Origin of the sequence: Actinomadura sp. NPDC000600, from assembly GCF_040492135.1 — a bacterium.
Classification (GTDB): domain Bacteria; phylum Actinomycetota; class Actinomycetes; order Streptosporangiales; family Streptosporangiaceae; genus Spirillospora.
Window position 1 is genome coordinate 369,046 of record NZ_JBEUPD010000002.1, and the last position, 20,052, is coordinate 389,097.

Sequence of the window (20,052 nt, forward strand, 5' to 3'; positions counted from 1 at the left end):
TCGATATGGCACCCATGCCTTGGAGGTATGGATGGATCTGCGCTTGCTGGGCTATGTGGTGGCGATCGCCGAAGAGGGGTCCATCAGCGGAGCCGCCCGCCGGCTGCGGCTGACCCAGCCGAACCTGAGCCGGCAGCTCCGCGAACTGGAACGGCGCCTGGGGGCCGAGCTGTTCGTCCGCGCCGGCCGCGGACTCGTCCCGACCGCCGCCGGGGATGCGCTGCTCCGGCGGGCCGTGCGCATGCTGGCCGATGCCGAGGCCGCCCTGCACGACGTCCGGCTGGCCGCCGAGGGCAAGACCGGCCGCCTGACGGTGGGGTTCGCCGGATCGGGCATCAACGGCGCGCTGGGGGACGCCCTCGGGCGGCTGCGGGCGGAACTTCCCGACGTCGACCTGTCCCTGGTGGAGCTGTTCGACGACACCGAGATGTCGGCCGGAATCCTGGACGGAAGCCTCGACGTGGCGGTGCAGCGGCTGCCGGTCCACGACGCCCGTCTCGCCACCCGGGTCTGGGCGCGCGAGCCGCTGACCCTCTTCCTGCCGTCCGGGCACCCCCTCGCCAGGACCGGTGAGCCGGTGCCGGTGTCCGTGCTCGGGGAGATCCCCCTGGTGCTGTGGCCGCGCGAATCCGCGCCCCGCGCGCATGACGAGATCACCGCGGTGTGCCACCGCGCCGGTGTCGTGCCGCGCGTCGGCGCGCGGGGCCGGACCGTCCAGACCATCCTCGCGCTGGTCGCCGCCGGCTTCGGTGCGGCCGTGATGGCCGACTCCTATCGCGTGCTGCACCGGGAGGGCGTGACACCGCGACGGCTCGCGGGCACCGCCACCACCTTGCACCTGGTCTGGCGGGCCGGGGACGCCGATCCGCTCCTCGCGCGTTTCATGGCCGCCCTGAACACCGTGAAGGCCCGGTATCGCGCGGAGTGACCCCACGGTGCGACGGCCGCGCCATGGTCGGGTGTCGGGAGGGCCACCCGGAAGATCCCTGGCGCCTGCGGCTTGGGCGAGTCCGAGGGATCTGCGGTGCCGTGGATTCAGGAGGATGCCCGGACGGGACCAATGGCCCTGCCCGGGGCCATGAAGGTCCGCCGATGCTGGGAGGGAGAACGATGTGCCGGCGGTCGAGAACCGGCACCGCGGCGGGAGGCGGGCAGGGCGTCATGTGCGAGTACTGCGGATGTCAGGCCATCGATTCGATCGGGCGGCTGACCGATGAGCACGAACTCGTGGTCGACCTGATCGGCGAGGTGCGCTCCGCCCACCGAGCCGGCGACCGGGACCTGGTGAGCGCTCTCGCCGGCCGGATCGCCGCGGTCCTCGGTCCGCACACCGCCGTCGAGGAGCAGGGGCTGTTCCCCGCGATGGCCGGCGACTTCCCCGACCACATCGATGCGCTCGTCCACGAGCACCGTCTCGTCGAGGCGGCGCTCTCCGAGGCGGCCCAAGCGGTGGAGCCGGGCGGGGAGGAGCGGCTGCTGGACGCCCTGCACGTCCTGCGGCAGCACATCCTCACGGAACAGGACGGTGTCTTCCCCGCCGCGCTGGCGAATCTCGCCACCGCGCAGTGGGAGGCGATCGAAGCGATCCGGGACCGGGTCGGTTCAGCGCTCCCCGGGCGGCCGAGCGCGGCCTGACCGCCGAACGCCACGCCGCAGGCGGTGCGACGCTCATGGTGCCTCGACTCTGGTGCCCGCCTCACCGGCGAGCAGGGCGGGCGCGTCGGCGAGCGAGCCGATGACCGCCACGGCGCCGGGACGCTGCTCGGCGAACCGGCAGGCCGCTTCCGCCTTCGGCCCCATGGAGCCGCTCGGGAGGTCCATCGCGCGGAGCCGGGACGGCGTGATGAGTCCGACGGGACGGGCGTCCGCGGTGCCGTAGCCGGCGATCACCGCGGGGACGTCGGTGAGCAGCATCAGCGTGTCCGCCTTCAGGTGCGCGGCGAGGAGCGCGGCCGTGAGGTCCTTGTCGACCACCGCTTCTACACCGTGGTGGTCCGGGTCGACCGGGACGCCCCCGCCGCCGGCCGCGATCACCACGCAGCCGTCGTCGACGAGCCGCCGCATGGACGCGAGTTCCACGATGCCGCGCGGTTCGGGGGAGGGGACGACCCTCCGCCACACGCGGCCGTCCGGGCGCATCGCCCACCCCCTGGCGTCCCGCAGCCGCCGCGCCTCGGCCGGCGGGTAGCCGCGGCCGATGAACTTGGTCGGATCGCGGAAGGCGGGGTCGGCCGGGTCGACCAGGGTCTCGGTCAGCAGGGCGACGACCTCCCGGTGGGGGAGGACGCGGCGGAGCTCGCGGATCAGCCAGTAGCCGATCATGCCCTGGGTCGCGGCGCCGAGGGCGTCGAGCGGGTAGGGCGCGGCGAGCTCGGGGTCGGCGGCGCTCTCGATCGCCAGCAGCCCCACCTGCGGGCCGTTCCCGTGCGTCACGATCAGGTCGTTGCCGTCCGCGAGGGCCGCGAGGCCGCGGACGGCCTCGCGGACGTGCGCGATCTGGACGGCGGCGTCCAGGGGCTCCCCGCGCCGCAGCAGCGCGTTGCCGCCGAGTGCGGCGACGATCCTCATCGCCGTCCCTCCAACTGGTCGGTCAGGAGGGCGTAGAGGACGGCCTGGGTGGCCGGGAGCCGGTTGGCGGCCTGCCTGAAGGCCAGCGACCGTCCGCCGTCGATGACGGCCGCGGTGACCTCCTCCCCGCGATGGGCGGGAAGGCAGTGCATGAACACGGCGTCCTCACCGGCGCCGTTCATGAGGTCCTGGTCGACCTGGTACGCGGCGAACACGGAACGGCGGCGCGCGCGTTCGTCCTCGGAATCCCCCATGGACAGCCAGACGTCGGTGTAGACGACGCTTGCGCCCCTGACGGCCCCGGCGGGGTCATGCGTCACCGCGATGCTTCCGCCGCGCCGTTCGGCTTCGGCCCTCGCGGACGCGAGGACCTCCTCTCGGGGCAGGTAGCCGTCCGGGGCCGCGATGGCCATCTCCATGCCGGCGACCGCCGCGGCCTCCATCAGGCTGCGGGCGACGTTGTTGCCGCCGTCGCCGACGTAGGCGACGCGGTGGCCGCGCAGCTCGCCGAAGTGCTCCTTGACGGTCAGCAGGTCGGCGACGGCCTGCAGCGGATGGTGGCCGTCGGTCAGCGCGTTGACCACCGGTATCGGGGCGGCGGCCGCCAGCTCCTCGACGTCGGCGTCGGCGAAGGTGCGGATGACGATCGCGGCGGCGTAGGAGCCCATGACCCGGGCGGTGTCGGCGATGGTCTCGCCGCGCCGCAGCTGCAGCTCGTCCGGCCCGACGGTGACGGGCGCGCCGCCGAGCCGCGCGACCGCCGCCGCGGTGGACAGGCGGGTCCGGGTGGACGGCTTGGCGAAGTACATCGGCACGATGCGGCCGGCCAGCAGGTCGTGAGCCGCGCCCGGTTCGTCCTGGAACCCGGTGGCCAGCTTCAGCAGCAGGGCCAGGTCGTCGGCGCTGAGGTCGGCGGCGCGGAGCAGGTCTTTCATGGGGTCACCTCGTCGCGGAGCAGGGGGCAGGACATGCAGCGGGGGCCGCCCCGGCCGCGGCCGAGTTCGCTGCCGGGGATGGTGACGACCTCGATGCCGTGGTGGCGGAGCATGGTGTTGGTGGTGACGTTGCGCTCGTAGGCGACGACGACGCCCGGTTCGAGGGCCAGGACGTTGTCGCCGTCGTCCCACTGCTCGCGCTCGGCGGCGCGGACGTCCTGCTCGGCGGTCAGGACGCGGACGCGCGGCAGGTCGAGGGCTCGGGCGATCGCGGGGAACAGCGCCTCGTTCTCGTGCACGAGGACCTCGGCGGCCCGTCCGGGCGTGAGCGTGTAGGACCGCAGCGGCGGCAGCCCGCGGTAGACGGTGAAGGCGTCCCGGTCGACCATGGTCATCACGGTGTCGAGGTGCATGAACGCCCGCCGCCGGGGCAGCTGGGCGGCGATGACGCGGTGCGCCGCGCCCGCGGCGAACAGCCGCTGGGCGAGCAGCTCGATGGCCTGCGGCGTCGTCCGCTCGCTCATGCCGACCAGGACCAGGCCCTTGCCGAGGACGTGGATGTCGCCGCCTTCGAGCGTGGGGAGGGCGAAGCCGGCGCCCGGATACCAGACCGGCGGGTGCTGCTCGGCGAACATCGGGTGGTACCGGTAGATCGCGTCCAGATGGAGGGTCTCGCGGCGTCGGGCGGGCTTGGCCATCGGATGCAGGGTGACGCCGCCGTACACCCAGGCCGACGGGTCGCGGGTGAACAGGTGGTTGGGCAGCGGCGGCAGGACGAAGTCGCCGTCGTCGAGCGAGGCCAGCAGCAGGCTGTGGACGGCCAGGCCCGTCTCCGCCTTCGTCAGCCCGCCGATGAGGTGCCGGGCGAGGGAGTCGGGGTCGAGCCCGTCCAGCGCGGCCCGGACGGGACCGGCCAGCGTCGGCCCGAGCACGGTCTCGGACGCGGTGTGGTCCAGCACGTGCGCCCGCGCCTGGTCGTTCTTGAGGGTCTCGGCCAGCAGTTCGGCGAGGTAGAGCACCTGGACGCCGCGCTCGCGCAGCGTGTCGGCGAACACGTCGTGCTCCTGCCGGGCGCGCTTGGCCCACAGCACCTCGTCGAAGAGCAGGTCGTCCTTGTTGGCCGGGGTGAGCCGGAGCAGTTCCAGGTCGGGGCGGTGCAGCAGCACCTGCCGCAGCCGCCCGACCTCGGAGGAAACGGTGAACACGGAGATCTTTCCTTTCGAGCGGCGGTTCAGGCGGCCTTGGCGGGCGGTTCGGGCCGGCTCGCGACGGCCTCGAGCGGGGTGCGGGCGTCGCGGTACTTGAGCCACGCGTAGACGGGGAACCCGGCGAAGACCAGCAGCGTGCCCTTGAAGACGACCTCCTGGCCGGCGCCGGAGATCGCCCACACCGAGTAGCCGAACGCCAGCAGCGCGATCACCGCGTCGCGGGCGAGCCGGCGTCCGGAGAACGCGGTGTGGTCGGTCGCGAGCAGCACCAGCTCGGCGGCCGCCGCGTAGGCGTAGGGGATGACGGTGGTGAGGGTGGCGAGCAGGATCACGAACGTGAACTGGTCGACGAGGCTCGCGTTGTAGTTCATCGCCATCAGCGCCGTCACCAGCACGCTGGAGATCACCAGGCCGCCGACCGGGGTGCCGCCGCGTCCGGTGCGGGCGAAGACCCGGGGGAACAGGCCGTCGCGCGCGGCGGCGAACGGCACCTGGCCCTGCAGCAGGATCCAGCCGTTCAGCGCACCGAACGCGCTGATCGCGGCGCCCGCGGCGACGAGGTCGGCGGCCCATCCGCCGAACGCGGCGTCGGCGGCGTCGGCGAACGGCGCGGTCGAGGTCGCCAGCGCGGCGGCGGGCACCAGGCCGAGGACGGCGACGGTGCCGAGGATGTAGATCAGCGCGGTGACGGCGGTGCCGGCGACGGTGGCCCTCGGGATGTTCTTCTCGGGGTTCTCGACGTCCTCGGCAGGGACGGTGGCCGACTCCAGGCCGATGAACGCCCACAGCGTCAGCGCCGCCGCGGCGGTGACCGCCGAGAAGGCGCCCTCGCCGCTGGCGTTGAACGGCCCGAAGTTGGCGGACTTGATGAAGAACAGCCCGCCGACCGCGATCAGCAGCAGCGGCGCCAGCTTCAGCACGGTCGTCACGACCTGGACCGCGCCGCCCTGCCGGACGCCGTAGGCGTTCACGGCGGTCAGCAGCCAGATCACCGCGATCCCCACCGCGGCCGCCAGGACCCTGTCGGTGGCCAGCGCGTGCCAGAAGTGGGCCAGGTAGCCGACGAACGCCACCGCGATCGCCGCGTTCCCCGCCCAGACCGCGATCCAGTAGCCCCAGGCCGTCTGGAATCCGACGAAGTCGCCGAAGGCCCGCCGCGCGTAGGCGTAGGGCCCGCCCGTCCGCGGGTAGGCGCGGGCCAGGCGGGCGAACACCAGCGCCAGCAGCACGGCGCCCGCGCTGGTGAACACCCAGGCGATCAGGCTGATGGGGCCGTACTCGGCCAGCGAGCTGGGCAGCAGGAAGACGCCCGAGCCGATCATGTTGCCCACGACGAGTGCGGAGGCCATCCAGAAACCCAGTCTTCGGCGGGGGGATTGCGTGCCCATGAGCGTCTCCTCGATCAGCGGCCTGCGTGCCGCGACACTCAGTCGATCACCGGCGTCCCGCCCGGTCGCCGGTCGTCGGTCCCGCAAAACCCCGGACCAAGGTCCCGCCCCGTGAAGACGTTCGTCCGGCGGTCACCGCACCGCGCCGGTGTTCAGTCCCGGGTCGCGAGCACGAGGGAAACGATGCTGAGGCCGATGACCAGCAGTGTCAGGAGCGCCGCGAGGTACCACCCGAATCCCATGGAGACCTTGGTGTGACTGCTCGCCAGGTGGACCAGCGTTGGAGGCAGCACCTTCGCGTTCGGGATCGCGGGCTTCTTGATCTGAGGCAGGACGGCCGCGATGGCCAGCATGAGCAGGCCGACCAGCGCCGGCGCCGCAGCGGTCGCCGCAAGCCGGCCCTTGGACCGGACGCCGCCGAGGACGCCGAGCGCGGCTGCCGCCGCCGCGCACAGCAGCATCCCCCAGCCCCAGGCCGAACCGAGTCCGGAGGAGGTGGTCGGCGGGATGTGGGGGAGGCCCGCCCCGGAGACGGTCACCGTCTGCCAGGGCAGCAGCACCGTGGCCATCAGCAGTGCCGCTGCGCCAGCGATGAGGAACCCCGGCCAACGGCCGATGTGTCTGCTCGGGCGCGACACGTACGGCGGCGGTGGCTGCCACGGAGCCTGATGCGCTGGAGGCCCCTGCGGTGGTGGCGCGATGTTGGGCGCTGGTCCGGGAACCGGCCCGGGCGGATCGCCGGGCGAGCCCTGCCCGCCGGCCGGCGCGGGAGCGAACCCGGCCTGCTGGGACGCGAGCGCGTTCAGCATCTCCAGCGCCTGGTCAAGCCCCATCCGTTCGGCCGCGTTCTTGCGCATGAGGCCGTGGATGACCGGTGCGAGGGGACCGGCGTGGGGAGCGGGAGCCGGTTCTTCGGTCGCGACGGCGACGAAGACGGCTCCGGGGCTGGTGCCCGAAAAGGGCGGACGGCCTTCCACCGCGGTGTGCAGTGTCGCCCCCAGCGACCACAGGTCGGACTCGGCGCCGGCGGGCAGGCCGCGGACCTGCTCCGGGGACATGTACGCAGGGGTCCCCAGGAGTGCGCCCGAACGCGTCAGGGTCGCGTCGCCCTCGACGGCGGCGATACCGAAGTCGGTCAGGACGACCCGGTCGCCCTCCAACAGGACGTTGGCGGGCTTGATGTCGCGATGGACGATGCCCGCCCGGTGGGCCGCGCGCAACGCGTCCAGCACCCGCGCGCCGAGCGCGGCGGCACGGTCCGGTGAGAGAGGGCCGTGCTCGGCGAGCACATCGGCCAAGGACGGACCGGGCACCAGTTCCATGATGATCCACGGCTGCCCGTCGCCGGTGGTGACCAGGTCGTGCACGGTGACGATGCCGGGGTGCCGGAGCCGGGCCGCCGCACGCGCCTCCCGATCGAGCCGGGCCGTCCACGCGCGGCGCTGCTCGGCGTCCAGGCCCTCGGGAAGCCGCAGCTCCTTGACCGCGACCCGGCGGCCGAGCCGCTCGTCGTACGCGCGCCAGACCGTGCCCATACCGCCGCGTCCCAGCGGATCCATGAGCCGGTACCGACCCAGCAGCATTCGCCCGAGGTCCTCAGCCACGCCAGGACCGTAGCCCACCGACCGCACGCCCTGTCAAACAAACACTTCTGTATGACTAGGCGACCTGCGGGTGACGAAGCCCTCCGACCCGCCGGTCGGTGATGTGTCGCGCGGGAGGAGCCCTTCGCCGCTTAGGCAGCGATCCGAGATGTGTGGTGAACGGCAAGCCGCTGCTCCGCACCCTTTCCGCGGTTCCTCCCGCGCATCACTTATAAGACCGCCTTGGCCGATGCCCGACCCAGGGCCGAAAGTCCCTCATTGCGCCGCGCCTCCACCTGACGGACGCCACTGGCCGCGGATGGACGCGTGGAGCTGGGCTCCGGACGACGCGGCTGGAGGGCGTCCCAGCGGTCGGCCACCCCGCTGCGTGCATTCTGGTCTCCGTGCTCATTGTGGGACGAAGGTCCCTTAAAGGGTGGGGCGAATGCACCTATGGGGGGTGGTTCGGGGTGCGTTGAATGATCAGTGACAGGAGTTCGGGGTTCGATGGGAAGGGTGGGGACGACAATGGCTGTCTCCGAGCACAGGATCAGCGGGCGCCGGGCTCTGGTGAGTCTGAAGGTGGTGGCGGCCAGGCCGATCACCGAGTCGCCGGCCGCGCGGTATGTGTGGGCAGTGGCCCGGATCGCGCTGGGGTGGGTGTTCTTCTGGGCGTTCCTGGACAAGGCGTTCGGGCTGGGGCATGAGACCCCGGCGGGCAAGGGGTGGATCGACGGCGGCAGCCCCACCGAGGGGTTCCTGGCCCACGCCCCCAAGGGCCCGCTGGCCGGGTTCTACAACGATCTGGCAGGGCTCGCCTGGGCGGACTGGCTGTTCATGCTCGGCCTGGCGGGGATCGGCGCGGCGCTGATGCTGGGGATCGGGATGCGTCTCGCGGCCGGTGCCGGGGCGGCGCTGCTGGTCATGATGTGGGCGGCGGTTCTGCCTCCGGAGAACAACCCGTTCATGGACGACCACCTGGTCTACGCCCTGCTGGCTGTGGGTCTGGCTCTGGTCAGCGCCGGCGACACCCTGGGCCTGGGCCGCTGGTGGGCCGGCACCCCGCTGGTTCGCCGCCTCCCCTTCCTCAAGTAGCCACACCAAGACAAAGAGGGGCGCTCGCCACGGTGAGCGCCCTTCTTCGCGTTTTCGCGTGAACGCGAAGGCACAGCAGCCAAACAAGACCGACCCCACGGAAAGCGGGACAGCACGCGACAGCGGCGGTGTCAGGTCTGGGGTGGCCGGGGTGCCTCGTCTGGGGGCTCCACCTTTCTGGCGATGTGCTCAAGGGCCGTCAGGTCTTCCGGTGCGAGGCGGTCGATGAAGTGGTGGCGCACCGATCGCAGGTGCGCGGGCGCGGCGTCCACCAGAGTGTCCAGGCCGTGTTCGGTGAGGACGAGGAGGCAGCCCCTCCCGTCGTCCGGGTCGGGCGCGCGCCGGATGAGGCCGCGCGCCTCCATGCGGGTGGCGTGCCGGGAGAGGCGGCTGCGCGACCAGCCCATCTTCGCGGCCTGCCCGTGCAGGGTGCCGGCGTGGTCCGGCCGTTCCGACAGCGTGCTGAGCACCTCGTAGTCGGGTTCGGAGAGGCCGACCTGGGAGAGGTCGCGCGCGGTGCCGGTCTGGACGGCGATCATCATGCGGCGAAAGGCCCGCCACGCCCGCTCCTCGTCCGGGGTCAGCCAGCGCACCGACCCGTCCGACGGATTCTTTGACATGTAAACAACCTATCGTCTAGATTCATTTACATGTCAACGAAACAGGTACGCGTCCTCGTGCTGGTGTGCAGCACCCGGCCCGGCGCCCTCGGCCCCGCGGTGGGGGCATGGCTGACCGAGACCATCACTCCCCGCGCCGCCGAACTCGGCGCCGAGCTGGTGCCGGTGGCCCTCGCCGACCTCGGCCTCCCGTTCCTCGACGAGGAGGAGCATCCGTCGTCGGGCGTGTACCGCAACGAGCACACGCGAAGGTGGAGCGCGATCGTGGACGCGGCGGACGGCGTCATCGTCGTGACGCCGGAGTACAACTACGGGATGCCGGCGTCCCTGAAGAACGCACTGGACTACCTCTCCCGCGAGTGGGCGTGGAAGCCGGTCGGTTTCGTCAGCTACGGCAACACCTCGGCGGGCACGAGGTCCGTGCAGCACGCCAAGCAGGTGCTGACCACGCTGCGCCTGGTGCCGCTCGGGGCCACGGTCGCTCTCCGCATCGCCGACGCCGTGCAGGACGGGGAAGTGCGGCCCGCCCCCACTGCCGGCATGGCCGCGATCGATGTCCTCGACGAACTGGTCCGGGTCGCGCACGCGCTCAGGCCGATGCGAGAGCAGGCGCGGCCCGAGTCGGTGGCCGGGCCCGAACCGGGGTCCTACCTGCGGCGGTTGACGCCGGACGACGCCCCCGAGGTGACCGTCCTGCAGCGGTGCTGCTGGGTGGACGAGGCCCTTGCCAACGACCCCGGCACCGTCCCGGCGCTGCACGAGTCCGTGGAGCAGGTGCGTGAGTGGCTCGCCGACTGGGACGCGGTCGGACTGTGGCGGGACGGCCGCCTCCTCGGCATGGTGCGGACCCGCCGCGTCGAAGCCGAATGGCACGTGGGGCGGCTCGGCGTCTCCCCCGACCTGCGGGGGCGCGGCCTCGGACGCTGGCTGCTCCGTACGGCGGAGGCCGTCGCCGACCCCGCCTGCCGCCGCATCGTGCTGTCCACTGGAGCGGGCAGCCGGAACAACATCGCGCTCTACCGGAGCGAGGGATACGACCCGGCCCCGCTCCCCGGCGAGGACGGCACCATCCGCCTCACCAAGGAGCCCGTCCGCACCGGCTGAGCGGCATTCGAGCCTGGAGTCGTCCCGCACCGGACCGTCGCCTGCGCCACCAGTGCGGCCACACCTGCGTAGAGTGGCTGCAAGGGTGTGGCCACACCCTTGCAGCGAGAGGTGCCGGCCCCATGAGGCTCGAACTCACCAACTACGAAGCCCTGCACGGCTGGGGCGTCGTCAACAACAGTGCCGACTGGCATGCTCAGCGCAACCGCAAGCCTCCCGCGGCCGAACAGGCCGTCGGGGACATCCTCTTCACGGCTTACGACTGCCGGACCAACACCACGACCACGGTGGACCTCAGCGACGACGAGCGCGCGAGCCTCGCCGAACTGGTCAGCGAACACATCGCGGAGTGGGTGAAGCGCGGCCAGGAGAACGCTGCGACCCCCCACCTGCGCTCGCTGGTCGCGAAGCTGGGCGGCTGACATCCCTACACCGGGCAGTCCGCAGCGCAAGTTCCGCCTCGCCGACGATGCCCTGTGGGCCGAGTACGACCAGGCGTGCCGTGACGTCAACGGCAGCGCGGACCGCAGTGACGACATCCGCAAACACGTCGAGGCCGTCGTCGCCGAATGGAAGAAGCGACGCGAGGCTAGGTGAGCGGCGCGGAATAGCGCCGAGGCGATGACCGCTGTAGTCATCGACAAAGGAGACGAGGGGGACGAGGAACATGGCAACCGAGAGGGCCCTGCTCGCGGGCGGCTGCTTCTGGGGGATGGAGGAGCTGTTCCGCCGGCAGCCCGGAGTGGTCTCCACGCGCGTCGGCTACAGCGGCGGCGACGTGCCCAACGCCACCTACCGCAACCACGGGTCCCACGCCGAGACCATCGAGGTCGTCTACGACACCGGCCAGACCGACTTCCGGGCGCTGCTGGAGTTCTTCTTCCAGATCCACGACCCCACGACCGTGAACCGGCAGGGCAACGACATCGGCACGAGCTACCGCTCCGCGATCTTCTACACCTCGGAGGAGCAGCGGAAGGTCGCCGAGGACACCATCGCCGACGTCGACGCGTCCGGCCTGTGGCCGGGCGAGGTCGTCACCGAGGTGACCGCCGCCGGCGACTTCTGGGAAGCCGAGCCCGAGCACCAGGACTACCTGCAGAAGTACCCGAACGGCTACACCTGCCACTTCCCCCGCCCCGGCTGGAAGCTGCCCAAGCGGACCGCCGAAGCCTGACACAGCGGACGGCGCGAGCATCAGCACGCGCCGTCCCCGCGCTGTGCCGGCGACTACGACAACGTTGAACCGCCTGCGGCTGCCCCGTGCCTCGATGTGGTGAGGGTGGCTCTCGACCACTCTCGCGGTCGAGAGCCACCCTCACTGCCGTTCATCAGGCGGCGGTCTCGGCGGTGGCAATCAGGACCGCGCGGCCGAGGATGTGGCCGGTCATGGTGAAGCCGAGGAGGGCGGGGGTGGCGTCACCGATCGAGGCGACGTCGAGGGCGTGCACCACGACGAAGTAGCGGTGCGGGCCGTGCCCGGCCGGAGGGGCGGCACCGATGTAGCGGGCCGCCCGGGCGTCGTTGGGCAACTGGAAGGCGGCTTCGGGCAGAGCGGAGCCGGTGTCGTCGCCAGCGCCCTCGGGCAGTTCGGTGACTTCGGCGGGGATGTCGGCGACCGCCCAGTGCCAGAACCCGGACCCGGTCGGGGCGTCGGGGTCGTAGACGGTGACGGCGTAGCTCTTGGTCCCTTCCGGGGCACCGCTCCAGGACAGCTGCGGTGAGAGGTCCTTGCCGCCGGGGACGCCCGAGGAGAACTGCCCGGGCGGCCAGACGCCACCGTCGGCGACGGTGGTGCTGGTCACGGAGAAGGACGCCGCCTCGGGGAGGCGGGCGAAGGGGTCGTTGGCGCTCATGTCGCGTCGTTCCTTTCGAATCGTGACGACGGGCGGCGGCGATGCGGTCGACGACGGCCGGCAGCACGCGGCTGCGACGCCGCCGCCGTCCGTCCGCTGTGAATCGACCATAACACTAATAATCGATTATCTTCCGAATCGTCTATGCTGGCGTCCATGAGTCAGCCGCTCCACACCTCGCCGCCGTCGGGGAAGCAGATGCTCTCCGAGCAGGTCCACGCGCACCTGCGGGATGCGATCATGCATGGCCGACACGCCCCCGGGGCCGCCCTCAAACCGCAGGACCTGGCCAAACAGCAGGGCGTGAGCCTGGCGGTCGTGCGCGAGGCGCTCGTGCGGCTGGTCGGCGAGGGGCTGGCCGAGCGGCTGCCCAACCGCGGTTTCGCCGTCCCGGCCTTCTCCGACCTCCGCTGGCAGCAGATCGCGGAGGCCCGCCGGACGATCGAGCCGGTCACGCTGCGCATGTCCATCGAGCGCGGGGACGTGGACTGGGAGGTCCGCCTTCGCGCCGCCCATCACCGGCTGGCCCGCACCCCGACGCACGTGCCGGACGAGGGCGAGTACTACAGCGACGCCTGGGCCGAAGCCCACCGGGACTTCCACCGCACCCTGCTGGACGGGTGCGGCAACCCCGTCCTGCTGGAGACCTTCGACCGGCTGTGGACCGCGAGCGAACTGGCCCGCCGCCTGTCGGCGCTCCGCGCTCCCGGCCGGGACGCCGTCGGCGAGCACCGCCGGCTGGAGGAGGCGGCACTGGCCCGCGACGCCGACACAGCGACCGAGGTCCTGACCCGGCACCTCACCCTGACCGCCGCCGGGCTGACCGACCACAACGACGCCGCGCCCACCTGACGGGGTCGCGGACCACTGACATCCGGTCATGGACGGTCCAGGCTGACGGCTGACCCCCACGCCGTGATCCTGGGCGGCCCTGGCCGGGCGCCCCGCATCGTGGGCAAGGCCTCCGGCAGCACCGACCTGCTGGTCGACAACTCGCTCCGCTGATCAGCGTCCCGCACGCCAGTGCCCGCGGCGCGCTGCCCGGCTGCGCGCTCTGCGGGCTCGGTGCGGTCGGCGCCGAGTTCGTTCAGGCTCAGCGGGGTTCCTGGCGTTCTGCTGTTTCGCTCAGACGGCGGAGCAGGTGGGCCCAGCCGTCGCTGGTCTCCTCATCGAGGGCGGCCGGTAGACCGCTGTGGCGCAGGGTGAGCTTGGTGCCGTCACCATCCGGGGTCAGGGTGACTTCGACTCGGGATGCCTCTGGTGCGATGTCGGGCGCTCCTGGTTTCGGCTCCCAGCCGAAGGTGAAGACGAGGCGTTCGTACGGGACGAGCTCCACGAATCGCCCGCGCATCACCGGGCATGGGCCCTCGTGCATCGCAACCCGCAGAGTGCCGCCAGGGCGGGCGTCCAGTTCTGCCGTTCCCCACCAGCGCGCCAGGCGTGCCGGGTCGGTGAAGTACCGCCAGACCGTCTCGGGACGCGCGCGGATGTGCAACGTCTGCTCGATCGTCCTGCTCACAGCGATCCCTTCGCGTCCTGTTCGCGGGTGTGCGCGTGTTCTTCCTGCTCGGCTTCGTGCTGGAGGCGGCTGAGCGAGGTGGACCACATTGATTCCAGGAACGTCGCCGCCTCGGCCAACCCTTCGGGGCGCAGCCGGTAGAAGCGGCGGTTGCCGGCGCGCCGGACGTCGACGAGGCGGGCCGCTGCCAGCGTCCGCAGATGCTGGGACACCGCCGGACGACTGATCTCGGGGAAGCGCTCGGCGATCTCACCCGCCGAGACCTCGCGATCCCGCACCAGGACGAGGATGGCGCGGCGGGTCGGGTCCGCCACGGCGCGAAGCGCGTCGTCCATGGGCCACCGCCTTCGTTGCGCACTGCCGGGAGACTGTGTAAGTGTTTAAGCAACATCTTACATTCTATCGGTGACGAGGACCCGCCATGTCAGGAGACGGCAACGCCCGCGCCCCCCGACCGGAGAACCAGCGCCTGGGCGCGCTGGTCGGCCGTTGGCGTTCGCAGGGGCGTACAGCGGCCACCGCGAGCGACCCGGAGATCCGCATCGCCGGGTCGGACACCTACGAGTGGCTGGCGGGCGAGCACTTTCTCATTCACCGCGTGGACGTGCGCATGAACGAGGAACGCGTCGAGGTCATCGAGATGATCGGGCCCTACGATCCGGAGAGCCGGACCTACCCCATGCGCTCCTTCGACAATCACGGCCACTTCGTCACCATGCGGGCAAGCGTCGACGACGGCGGTGTCTGGACGTTCGCCGGCGAGACGGAGCGGGCGACGCTGGTGATCGCCGAAGACGGCGAGTCCATGACGGCCGAATGGGAGCGCACCGACGACGGCTCGAACTGGCGGCACTGGATGGACATGAGCTTCACGAGGGCAGCCGGTCCCGGCGCCGTCCTTCGCCGCTGAACCCTCCGCAGATCAGATGTCTCACCCGGTCAGGGCTGGTGTGAGAGGCGGGTGGGGCGGGCGGCGTAGCGGTGGGTGAGGTGCTCGATCGAGGCGCACCCGCCCGGCGGCGTCGCCGAGATCCTCCGCCACCCGTGAAGGCGCGGGGCCGTCGACCCATCGCCACTCCCAGCAACCGGCCGAGGGGTCGTAAGCGTGATCGATCTCGATACCGAGCGCGTCGGCCGCCGCGTGCAGCCAACGCCGCATCTCCCTCGCATCCTTGCCCGCCGTCCTTGAGGTGGCGCGCCTCTCGGGTCGCTCCGGGAAGGACGCTCCCGGTAATTCGGATGATAATAACATCTGGATGTTAAGAACATTTGAGATGGTGTGGTGGAGCGGCCGATGGTGGCGCGGCATCTGTACGTGGTGAGGCATGGGGCGGCCGACCCCTTCGGAGAGTTGACCGACGTGGGACGGCGGCAGCCGGAGTTGGTGGCCGACCGCCTCGCCGGCCTGCCGGTCGACGCGGTGTGGCACTCGCCTCTGCCGCGCGCGGCGCGTTCAGCGCGGATCATCGGCGAGCGTCTGCCGGGCGTTCCGGTGCGGGAGGCGACCGAACTGGTCGATCACGTCCCTCATGTGCCGGACCGGGTCCCTGAGGCGTGGGCGGGGTTCTTCGACGGCCATGACGCCGCGGAGGCGGCAGCGGGTGCTTCCCTGGTCATCCTCGGCGGCCCAATGCGGCGTGGGCCGCTTTGAGGCGTTGGACCTCGTCGCGTTCGGTGTGGTCGCCCGATACGTCGTCCGCCCATGACAGCAGCCGGCGCAGACGCGGGTCGGCCGTGCCGGTGGTGGTCGGGGGGCTGCCGAGGGCCACCGTCCCGCTGGTCCCGTCGATGGTGACCAGGGCGCCTTCGCCGATGGTGCGTCCACCGGCCGTCACCGAGGCGCCGGCGTCGATCTCCAGGTCGGCGACGCCGACGACGGCGGGCTTGTGCATCGCCCGGGCGACGACCGCGGCGTGGCTGGCCGGCCCGCCGAGGGCGGTGACGATGCCCGCGGCGGCGGCCAGGCCGCGCATGTCGTGCGGGGAGGTCTCCGGGCGTACCAGGACGACGGGACCGTCGGCGGCCATCCGTACCGCCGCTTCGGTCGTGGTGGCGACCCTGCCGGTGGCGACGCCGGGACAGGCTCCCACCCCTCGGGCGAGCAGGTCGGTCTGCGCGGAGGCCGCGATGCGCGGTGTACGGACGTGCTCGAGATGGTGCGGCGAGACGCGACGCAGCGCTTCGCGGCGGCTGATCAGGTGCTCGTCGGCCAGGTCGGTCGCGACGCCCACGCCGGCGGCGCCGCCGTACCGGCAGGGCCGGACTTGCAACAGCCACAACTCGCCGGCCTGGAAGGTGAACTCGACGTAGCAGGCGTCGCGGTAGTGCCGCTCCAGCCGGGCCAGGGCATCGGTCAGGGCGGCCCAAACGGCCGGTTCCCGCGAGTGGAGTTCGTGCAGGGGCCGAGCCGCCGATCGGCCTGAGACGACGTCCTCGCCCTGGTGACAGAACAGGAGGTCACCGAACGGGACGTTCCTCCCCGTGTTGGGGTCGCGGCTGAAGGCGACTCCGGAGCCGCTGCGCTCGTCGAGGTTCCCGAACACCATGGCCTGGACGATCACGGCGGTGCCGAGGTCGTGCGGGATGCCGTGGAGTTCGCGGTAGGTTCGCGCACGCGGTGCCTCCCACGACGAGAACACGGTCTCGACCGCCAACTCCAGTTGCCGGAACGCGTCGTCCGGAATCGTCTCCCCGCGCGGCTGCCGGCCGGCCCGGGTCGCGCGGACCGCCCCACCGAGGCGCCCGGCGGCACCGCCGTCGGCGAGCGCGGAGGCGAATCCGGACCGGAACCGCAGCCGCGAGTCGCGGGCGAACCGCTCGTCGCCGGTCTCGGCCGCGAGCGCCTGCGTCGCTCCGGTCGTGAGACCGAGGTTGAGGATGGTGTTCATCATGCCGGGCATCGACACGCTCGCCCCCGAGCGGACCGATACCGCGAGCGGCGTCCGGTCACCGCCGAACCGTCGTCCCGTCGCGGCCTCCAGGGAGCTCATCGCGGCCGCGAGTTCGGTGTCGAGCCCGGCGGGGAGAGCTCCTTCGCTGAGGAAGGCCCGGCATGCCTCGGTGGTGACGACGAACGCGGCGGGCACCGGGAGTTCCAATCGGTGCAGTGCCACCAGACCGTGTGCTTTGGCGCCCAGCGTCTCGGCGGGGTCCTCGACCTCGGCGGAGATCTGGCGGATCCACTTCACCGGGGGATCCCGAGGGTGGCGAGCAGGTCTTCGTGCAGCTCGGCCCACACGGTGTGGTACGACGCGATGTGGTCGGCCACGTACTCCAGCTGCCCCGAGGCGGCACGGGCGAGGGCGTCGGCAAGGCGTTCCCGATAGAGGCCGAAGCGCGGCACCACCGCCGCCAGGTCGGCGCAGACAGCCGCGGCCCGCTCGTTCAGATCGGCGAACCGGCCGAGGACACGGGCGTCGTAGGCGGGGTCACTGTGGTCGTTGACGGTCGTGACGCCGTCGACAGCCCTCAGCTGCCAGGCCGTGCAGAGGTCCAGGAGCTCCGGGTTGAGCACCATGAACCGCTCGTACGCCCCGGCCACGGCCGCGCGGGCGCCGTCCGATTGGAGCTGCGCGGTGATGCGCTCGCCGGCGGCGACGCGTCCGGCGTCCGTCAGCCCCCAGGCGCTGAACACGCCGGACTCGTAGGTGACGAGCCCGGCGACCGCGAGGTCGATCAGCTCGGACTCGACCGCGGACTCGTCCATACCGGTGGCGGCCGCCAGGCGGGCGGTGCCCGTGTGGCCGCAGCAGCGCAGGGCGTGCAGCACCAGCAGGTCGCCGTCGGTCGAAGAAAGTCCAGGCGAGGTCATGTTCCCGCCTTCCGCGACGTCGCGCGCGCGGTGCCGGCGGCGGCCGCGTGGGCGGCTCCCCGGCCGTGGGCCCGGGCGACGATCGCCCCGTCCTGGATCCGCACCGCGGCCTCGGTCGTGTCGTCGGTGCCGGTCAGGCCGATGGACGTCGCCACGGCGGCCGCGTCGTCGCCGATGACCAGCCGGAAGCGCCGCCAGATCTCGGCGGGGAAGACGCGGCGCAGGCAGGAGGCGAGGTCGGCGACTCTCAGCCGGAGGAGAAGGCCCGTCTCGTCGGGGTCGCCGGTGACGACGGCCACCGTGACCCGTTCGCCGGACCGAGCCGACCGGACGGCGTCCTCGGCCGCCTCCATCCTGTGTGCGCCCAGCACGCTCACCAGTCCGTCGGCGCGGAGGTCGATGCGATCGCCGGTTAGCCGATCGGTGAGTCCCTCCGGCGGGGACCAGACGTCGCGGCTGGTACGAGCGGGCTTGACGAAGGGCAGGTACGGCGGCGCCCAGGTGTCCGCCAGGGGCAGGCCGGCCAGATGTTCGCAGGCGCGGGCCCGGTCGAAGGGGTCGCCGAAACCGGGTGCCATCTCCGCGAGCAGGGCGGATCCGCCCAGCAATGTCAGTGCCAGCTCGGCGAGCCGGACCTGCCGCGATGCGGAGCCGTTCCGCGCGCAGCTCTCCAACCCGAGGGCCAGCAGCAGCGCCTCCAGCCGGGCGATCTGTGCCAGCACGGTGCGGCTCTGCTCGTCATCGACGACCTCCGCCAGTGAGCGCAGGCGCAGACGGCCTTCCGGTGCCGTGTCGCCCGTCAGCGGCAACCGCTCCAACCATGCCCGGGCGAACGAGCCGAGCGCTTCCCCCGCGGACTCCGGCCGTTGCGGAGGCTCCACGATGTCGGCGCCTTCGACCATCTCGATCAGAACCGCCAGGTACAGCGCCCGCTTGCCGGGAAAGTTGGAGTAGACGGCCCCCCGGGTCAACTGCGCCCGCGATGCGATCTGGTCGATCTTCGCCCCCGCGTAGCCCTGCTCGATGAACTCCTGCCTGGCCGCCGCCAGCACCGATGCGCGTGTGCGTGCCTGCTGTTGGACCCGCGTCAGCCGGGCCATCGCCACCACTCCCTCGACTCGACGAGGCTCCAAGATACTCTCATCATCCGAATGATGGCATCATCTGAACTCCGGTCGTCCTTCCGGGACCGAGGGGGATGCGACCGCGAGAGGAGGGCAGGCGCGTGGAGGAATACGCGTTCCAGACCGAAGGGCTGGTCAAGCCGACGCGCTGGCCGACGACATAGCGCTGATCGACCATGGCCGTGTCATCGCCCACGGAACGCCTTCGGAACTGAAGCAGATCGTCGGCGGTCAGGCCGTCGCCGCTCGTCCCAGAGACCCCGACCGCCTCGATGACGCGGCCGCGATCCTGGCGACGGTCGCAGGGCACCCGGTCGAACGGGCCGACCGCCACGAGATCGCCGTGCACGTCGACAGCGACCGGGCCGTCTTCGAGGTGGCGCGCCGCTTCGAAGAACAGGGGATCGCCCTGGCCGAGTTCTCCCTTCGGCTGCCCAGCCTGGACGGCCCGCGGGACTGCTGCGGCACAGCCTCATCCTCGCCGGACGGAGCCTGGCCAAGTCGGCCCGCAACCCCGGCGCGGCCGTCAACGGCGTCATCACCCCGGCGATCTTCATGCTGCTCTTCGTCTACCTCTTCGGCGGGGCCGTCGCCGGATCGACCGGCGAGTACCTGGACTACCTCTTCCCCGGCATCCTCGTCCTGGGCGCAGGGCTGTCCGGGATGCTCGCCAGCGGGCTGACCCTCAACATCGACATCAAGAAGGGCGTCTTCGACCGCTTCCGCAGCCTGCCCATCGCCCGTTCCGCGCCGCTGCTCGGATCCGTCCTGGCCGACGTCGTCCGTTGCGCGGTGGCCATCGCGCTCCTGTTCGCCATCGGGTTCCTCATGGGCTTCCGCGTCCACACCGGCACGGCGTCCGCGCCGGCGGCGGTCGCGCTCGGCTTCGGGTTCTGCCTGAACTGGATCACCGTGTTCCTCGGCGTCCTGGTCAAGGACGAGGGCGCGGTGTTGGCCTTCGGCTTCGTCGCCTTCATCCCGCTCATGCTCGGCACCAGCTCGGCGACGACCCTCATCGTCTTATGCCCGATGGCCATCGCCACCTACAACCGCAAACGCTGATCTGGGTGCTGGGCGCGGGAACACGCTGGGGCGACGGAGAAGAGTTCCTAAACCACCGTAAACGCAGTGCAACCTGGTGATTGCGGCGCTGATGCCATGGGTACGCGGCACTAACGGACTCGCAGACAGCGGCCCGTCTTCGGACGATGAGAGGCCGAGATCCTCTCCAGGAGGCCGAT

The 20,052-nt window shown here is 71.7% G+C and carries 23 protein-coding genes; 10 read left to right on the top strand and 13 right to left on the bottom strand.

What is annotated here, in order from left to right; translation table 11 throughout:
- Positions 1-31 precede the first annotated feature (31 nt).
- Together ABWI07_RS04495 and ABWI07_RS04500 are read left to right on the top strand one after the other, a co-directional pair.
- Entirely contained in the window at positions 32-928 is an 897-nt protein-coding gene (locus tag ABWI07_RS04495; protein ID WP_353817699.1) for a LysR family transcriptional regulator, read from the top strand.
- A gap of 164 nt (positions 929-1,092) precedes the next feature.
- Entirely contained in the window at positions 1,093-1,635 is a 543-nt protein-coding gene (locus tag ABWI07_RS04500; protein ID WP_353817700.1) for a hemerythrin domain-containing protein, read from the top strand.
- 33 nt (positions 1,636-1,668) lie between these two features.
- On the opposite strand, the gene ABWI07_RS04505 is transcribed toward ABWI07_RS04500, so the two are convergent.
- From ABWI07_RS04505 to ABWI07_RS04525, 5 genes are all read right to left on the bottom strand, one after another.
- Positions 1,669-2,568: a carbamate kinase gene (locus ABWI07_RS04505; RefSeq protein ID WP_353817701.1), complete on the bottom strand. Its 900-nt coding sequence runs from the start codon at positions 2,566-2,568 to the stop codon at positions 1,669-1,671.
- Positions 2,565-3,503, bottom strand: coding sequence for an ornithine carbamoyltransferase (gene argF / locus ABWI07_RS04510; protein ID WP_353817702.1), 939 nt, complete (start codon positions 3,501-3,503; stop codon positions 2,565-2,567). Before argF ends, ABWI07_RS04505 begins: the two co-directional genes overlap by 4 nt.
- Positions 3,500-4,708, bottom strand: a complete 1,209-nt coding sequence (locus tag ABWI07_RS04515; RefSeq protein WP_353817703.1) for an arginine deiminase — start codon at positions 4,706-4,708, stop codon at positions 3,500-3,502. The genes argF and ABWI07_RS04515 overlap by 4 nt, the downstream gene beginning before the upstream one ends.
- A 26-nt stretch (positions 4,709-4,734) precedes the next feature.
- Positions 4,735-6,099, bottom strand: a complete 1,365-nt coding sequence (locus ABWI07_RS04520) for an amino acid permease (protein WP_149261767.1) — start codon at positions 6,097-6,099, stop codon at positions 4,735-4,737.
- A gap of 152 nt (positions 6,100-6,251) precedes the next feature.
- The gene (locus tag ABWI07_RS04525; protein ID WP_353817704.1) at positions 6,252-7,703 is read right to left on the bottom strand and encodes a serine/threonine-protein kinase; all 1,452 of its coding nucleotides are present in this window, start codon (positions 7,701-7,703) and stop codon (positions 6,252-6,254) included.
- Positions 7,704-8,210: 507 nt separating this feature from the next.
- Here ABWI07_RS04525 and ABWI07_RS04530 point away from each other — a divergent pair.
- A complete protein-coding gene (locus ABWI07_RS04530; protein ID WP_200842135.1) occupies positions 8,211-8,777 on the top strand; it encodes a hypothetical protein in 567 nt (188 codons plus the stop codon).
- Positions 8,778-8,908: 131 nt separating this feature from the next.
- On the opposite strand, the gene ABWI07_RS04535 is transcribed toward ABWI07_RS04530, so the two are convergent.
- A complete protein-coding gene (locus tag ABWI07_RS04535) occupies positions 8,909-9,397 on the bottom strand; it encodes a MarR family winged helix-turn-helix transcriptional regulator (protein ID WP_149261766.1) in 489 nt (162 codons plus the stop codon).
- 30 nt (positions 9,398-9,427) lie between these two features.
- Between ABWI07_RS04535 and ABWI07_RS04540 the strand changes: the two genes are divergently transcribed.
- From ABWI07_RS04540 to msrA, 3 genes are all read left to right on the top strand, one after another.
- Entirely contained in the window at positions 9,428-10,501 is a 1,074-nt protein-coding gene (locus ABWI07_RS04540) for a GNAT family N-acetyltransferase (RefSeq protein WP_353817705.1), read from the top strand.
- 122 nt (positions 10,502-10,623) lie between these two features.
- Positions 10,624-10,923, top strand: coding sequence for a hypothetical protein (locus tag ABWI07_RS04545; RefSeq protein ID WP_149261764.1), 300 nt, complete (start codon positions 10,624-10,626; stop codon positions 10,921-10,923).
- A gap of 245 nt (positions 10,924-11,168) precedes the next feature.
- Positions 11,169-11,678 (top strand): peptide-methionine (S)-S-oxide reductase MsrA, encoded by a 510-nt coding sequence (gene msrA, locus ABWI07_RS04550; protein ID WP_149261763.1) that lies wholly within the window; start codon positions 11,169-11,171, stop codon positions 11,676-11,678.
- 154 nt (positions 11,679-11,832) lie between these two features.
- Here msrA and ABWI07_RS04555 read toward each other — a convergent pair whose 3' ends face one another.
- Positions 11,833-12,357 (bottom strand): YbhB/YbcL family Raf kinase inhibitor-like protein, encoded by a 525-nt coding sequence (locus ABWI07_RS04555; protein WP_353817706.1) that lies wholly within the window; start codon positions 12,355-12,357, stop codon positions 11,833-11,835.
- 156 nt (positions 12,358-12,513) lie between these two features.
- Between ABWI07_RS04555 and ABWI07_RS04560 the strand changes: the two genes are divergently transcribed.
- Positions 12,514-13,209: a GntR family transcriptional regulator gene (locus ABWI07_RS04560; RefSeq protein WP_353817707.1), complete on the top strand. Its 696-nt coding sequence runs from the start codon at positions 12,514-12,516 to the stop codon at positions 13,207-13,209.
- Positions 13,210-13,450: 241 nt separating this feature from the next.
- Here ABWI07_RS04560 and ABWI07_RS04565 read toward each other — a convergent pair whose 3' ends face one another.
- Both ABWI07_RS04565 and ABWI07_RS04570 read right to left on the bottom strand, forming a co-directional pair.
- On the bottom strand, positions 13,451-13,876 hold the full coding sequence (locus tag ABWI07_RS04565; RefSeq protein ID WP_160161043.1) for an SRPBCC family protein: 426 nt from the start codon (positions 13,874-13,876) through the stop codon (positions 13,451-13,453).
- Positions 13,873-14,211, bottom strand: a complete 339-nt coding sequence (locus tag ABWI07_RS04570; protein ID WP_149261759.1) for an ArsR/SmtB family transcription factor — start codon at positions 14,209-14,211, stop codon at positions 13,873-13,875. Before ABWI07_RS04570 ends, ABWI07_RS04565 begins: the two co-directional genes overlap by 4 nt.
- Before the next feature lie 86 nt (positions 14,212-14,297).
- On the opposite strand from ABWI07_RS04570, the gene ABWI07_RS04575 reads away from it, so the two are divergent.
- Positions 14,298-14,786, top strand: coding sequence for a DUF1579 family protein (locus ABWI07_RS04575; RefSeq protein ID WP_149261758.1), 489 nt, complete (start codon positions 14,298-14,300; stop codon positions 14,784-14,786).
- Between the two features lie 372 nt (positions 14,787-15,158).
- Complete coding sequence (locus ABWI07_RS04580) at positions 15,159-15,527, top strand: histidine phosphatase family protein (RefSeq protein ID WP_353817708.1); 369 nt, start codon at positions 15,159-15,161, stop codon at positions 15,525-15,527.
- On the opposite strand, the gene ABWI07_RS04585 is transcribed toward ABWI07_RS04580, so the two are convergent.
- Genes ABWI07_RS04585 through ABWI07_RS04600 form a run of 4 tightly spaced genes read right to left on the bottom strand, consistent with a single transcriptional unit; the run spans position 15,490 to position 19,160 of the window.
- Entirely contained in the window at positions 15,490-17,064 is a 1,575-nt protein-coding gene (locus tag ABWI07_RS04585; protein ID WP_353817709.1) for a pyruvate, phosphate dikinase, read from the bottom strand. The genes ABWI07_RS04580 and ABWI07_RS04585 overlap by 38 nt on opposite strands.
- Positions 17,061-17,687 carry a transcriptional regulator gene (locus ABWI07_RS04590; protein ID WP_353817710.1) on the bottom strand — a complete coding sequence of 209 codons (627 nt, stop codon included), beginning with the start codon at positions 17,685-17,687 and terminating at the stop codon, positions 17,061-17,063. Before ABWI07_RS04590 ends, ABWI07_RS04585 begins: the two co-directional genes overlap by 4 nt.
- Positions 17,684-18,820 carry a TetR/AcrR family transcriptional regulator gene (locus ABWI07_RS04595; protein ID WP_353817711.1) on the bottom strand — a complete coding sequence of 379 codons (1,137 nt, stop codon included), beginning with the start codon at positions 18,818-18,820 and terminating at the stop codon, positions 17,684-17,686. The genes ABWI07_RS04590 and ABWI07_RS04595 overlap by 4 nt, the downstream gene beginning before the upstream one ends.
- Positions 18,821-18,830: 10 nt before the next feature.
- Positions 18,831-19,160 carry a hypothetical protein gene (locus ABWI07_RS04600; protein WP_353817712.1) on the bottom strand — a complete coding sequence of 110 codons (330 nt, stop codon included), beginning with the start codon at positions 19,158-19,160 and terminating at the stop codon, positions 18,831-18,833.
- A 125-nt stretch (positions 19,161-19,285) separates the two neighbouring features.
- Between ABWI07_RS04600 and ABWI07_RS04605 the strand changes: the two genes are divergently transcribed.
- Positions 19,286-19,873 (top strand): ABC transporter permease, encoded by a 588-nt coding sequence (locus ABWI07_RS04605; RefSeq protein WP_353817769.1) that lies wholly within the window; start codon positions 19,286-19,288, stop codon positions 19,871-19,873.
- Positions 19,874-20,052 lie beyond the last annotated feature (179 nt).

Bases quoted from the DNA above. Each gene is read 5' to 3' on its own strand.
- ABWI07_RS04575 (WP_149261758.1), top strand. From the start codon at position 14,298: ATGTCAGGAGACGGCAACGCCCGCGCCCCCCGACCGGAGAACCAGCGC.
- ABWI07_RS04540 (WP_353817705.1), top strand. From the start codon at position 9,428: ATGTCAACGAAACAGGTACGCGTCCTCGTGCTGGTGTGCAGCACCCGG.
- ABWI07_RS04530 (WP_200842135.1), top strand. From the start codon at position 8,211: ATGGCTGTCTCCGAGCACAGGATCAGCGGGCGCCGGGCTCTGGTGAGT.
- ABWI07_RS04495 (WP_353817699.1), top strand. From the start codon at position 32: ATGGATCTGCGCTTGCTGGGCTATGTGGTGGCGATCGCCGAAGAGGGG.
- ABWI07_RS04555 (WP_353817706.1), bottom strand. From the start codon at position 12,357: ATGAGCGCCAACGACCCCTTCGCCCGCCTCCCCGAGGCGGCGTCCTTC.
- msrA (WP_149261763.1), top strand. From the start codon at position 11,169: ATGGCAACCGAGAGGGCCCTGCTCGCGGGCGGCTGCTTCTGGGGGATG.
- ABWI07_RS04520 (WP_149261767.1), bottom strand. From the start codon at position 6,099: ATGGGCACGCAATCCCCCCGCCGAAGACTGGGTTTCTGGATGGCCTCC.
- ABWI07_RS04505 (WP_353817701.1), bottom strand. From the start codon at position 2,568: ATGAGGATCGTCGCCGCACTCGGCGGCAACGCGCTGCTGCGGCGCGGG.
- ABWI07_RS04570 (WP_149261759.1), bottom strand. From the start codon at position 14,211: ATGGACGACGCGCTTCGCGCCGTGGCGGACCCGACCCGCCGCGCCATC.
- ABWI07_RS04545 (WP_149261764.1), top strand. From the start codon at position 10,624: ATGAGGCTCGAACTCACCAACTACGAAGCCCTGCACGGCTGGGGCGTC.
- ABWI07_RS04500 (WP_353817700.1), top strand. From the start codon at position 1,093: ATGCTGGGAGGGAGAACGATGTGCCGGCGGTCGAGAACCGGCACCGCG.
- ABWI07_RS04535 (WP_149261766.1), bottom strand. From the start codon at position 9,397: ATGTCAAAGAATCCGTCGGACGGGTCGGTGCGCTGGCTGACCCCGGAC.
- ABWI07_RS04560 (WP_353817707.1), top strand. From the start codon at position 12,514: ATGAGTCAGCCGCTCCACACCTCGCCGCCGTCGGGGAAGCAGATGCTC.
- argF (WP_353817702.1), bottom strand. From the start codon at position 3,503: ATGAAAGACCTGCTCCGCGCCGCCGACCTCAGCGCCGACGACCTGGCC.
- ABWI07_RS04590 (WP_353817710.1), bottom strand. From the start codon at position 17,687: ATGACCTCGCCTGGACTTTCTTCGACCGACGGCGACCTGCTGGTGCTG.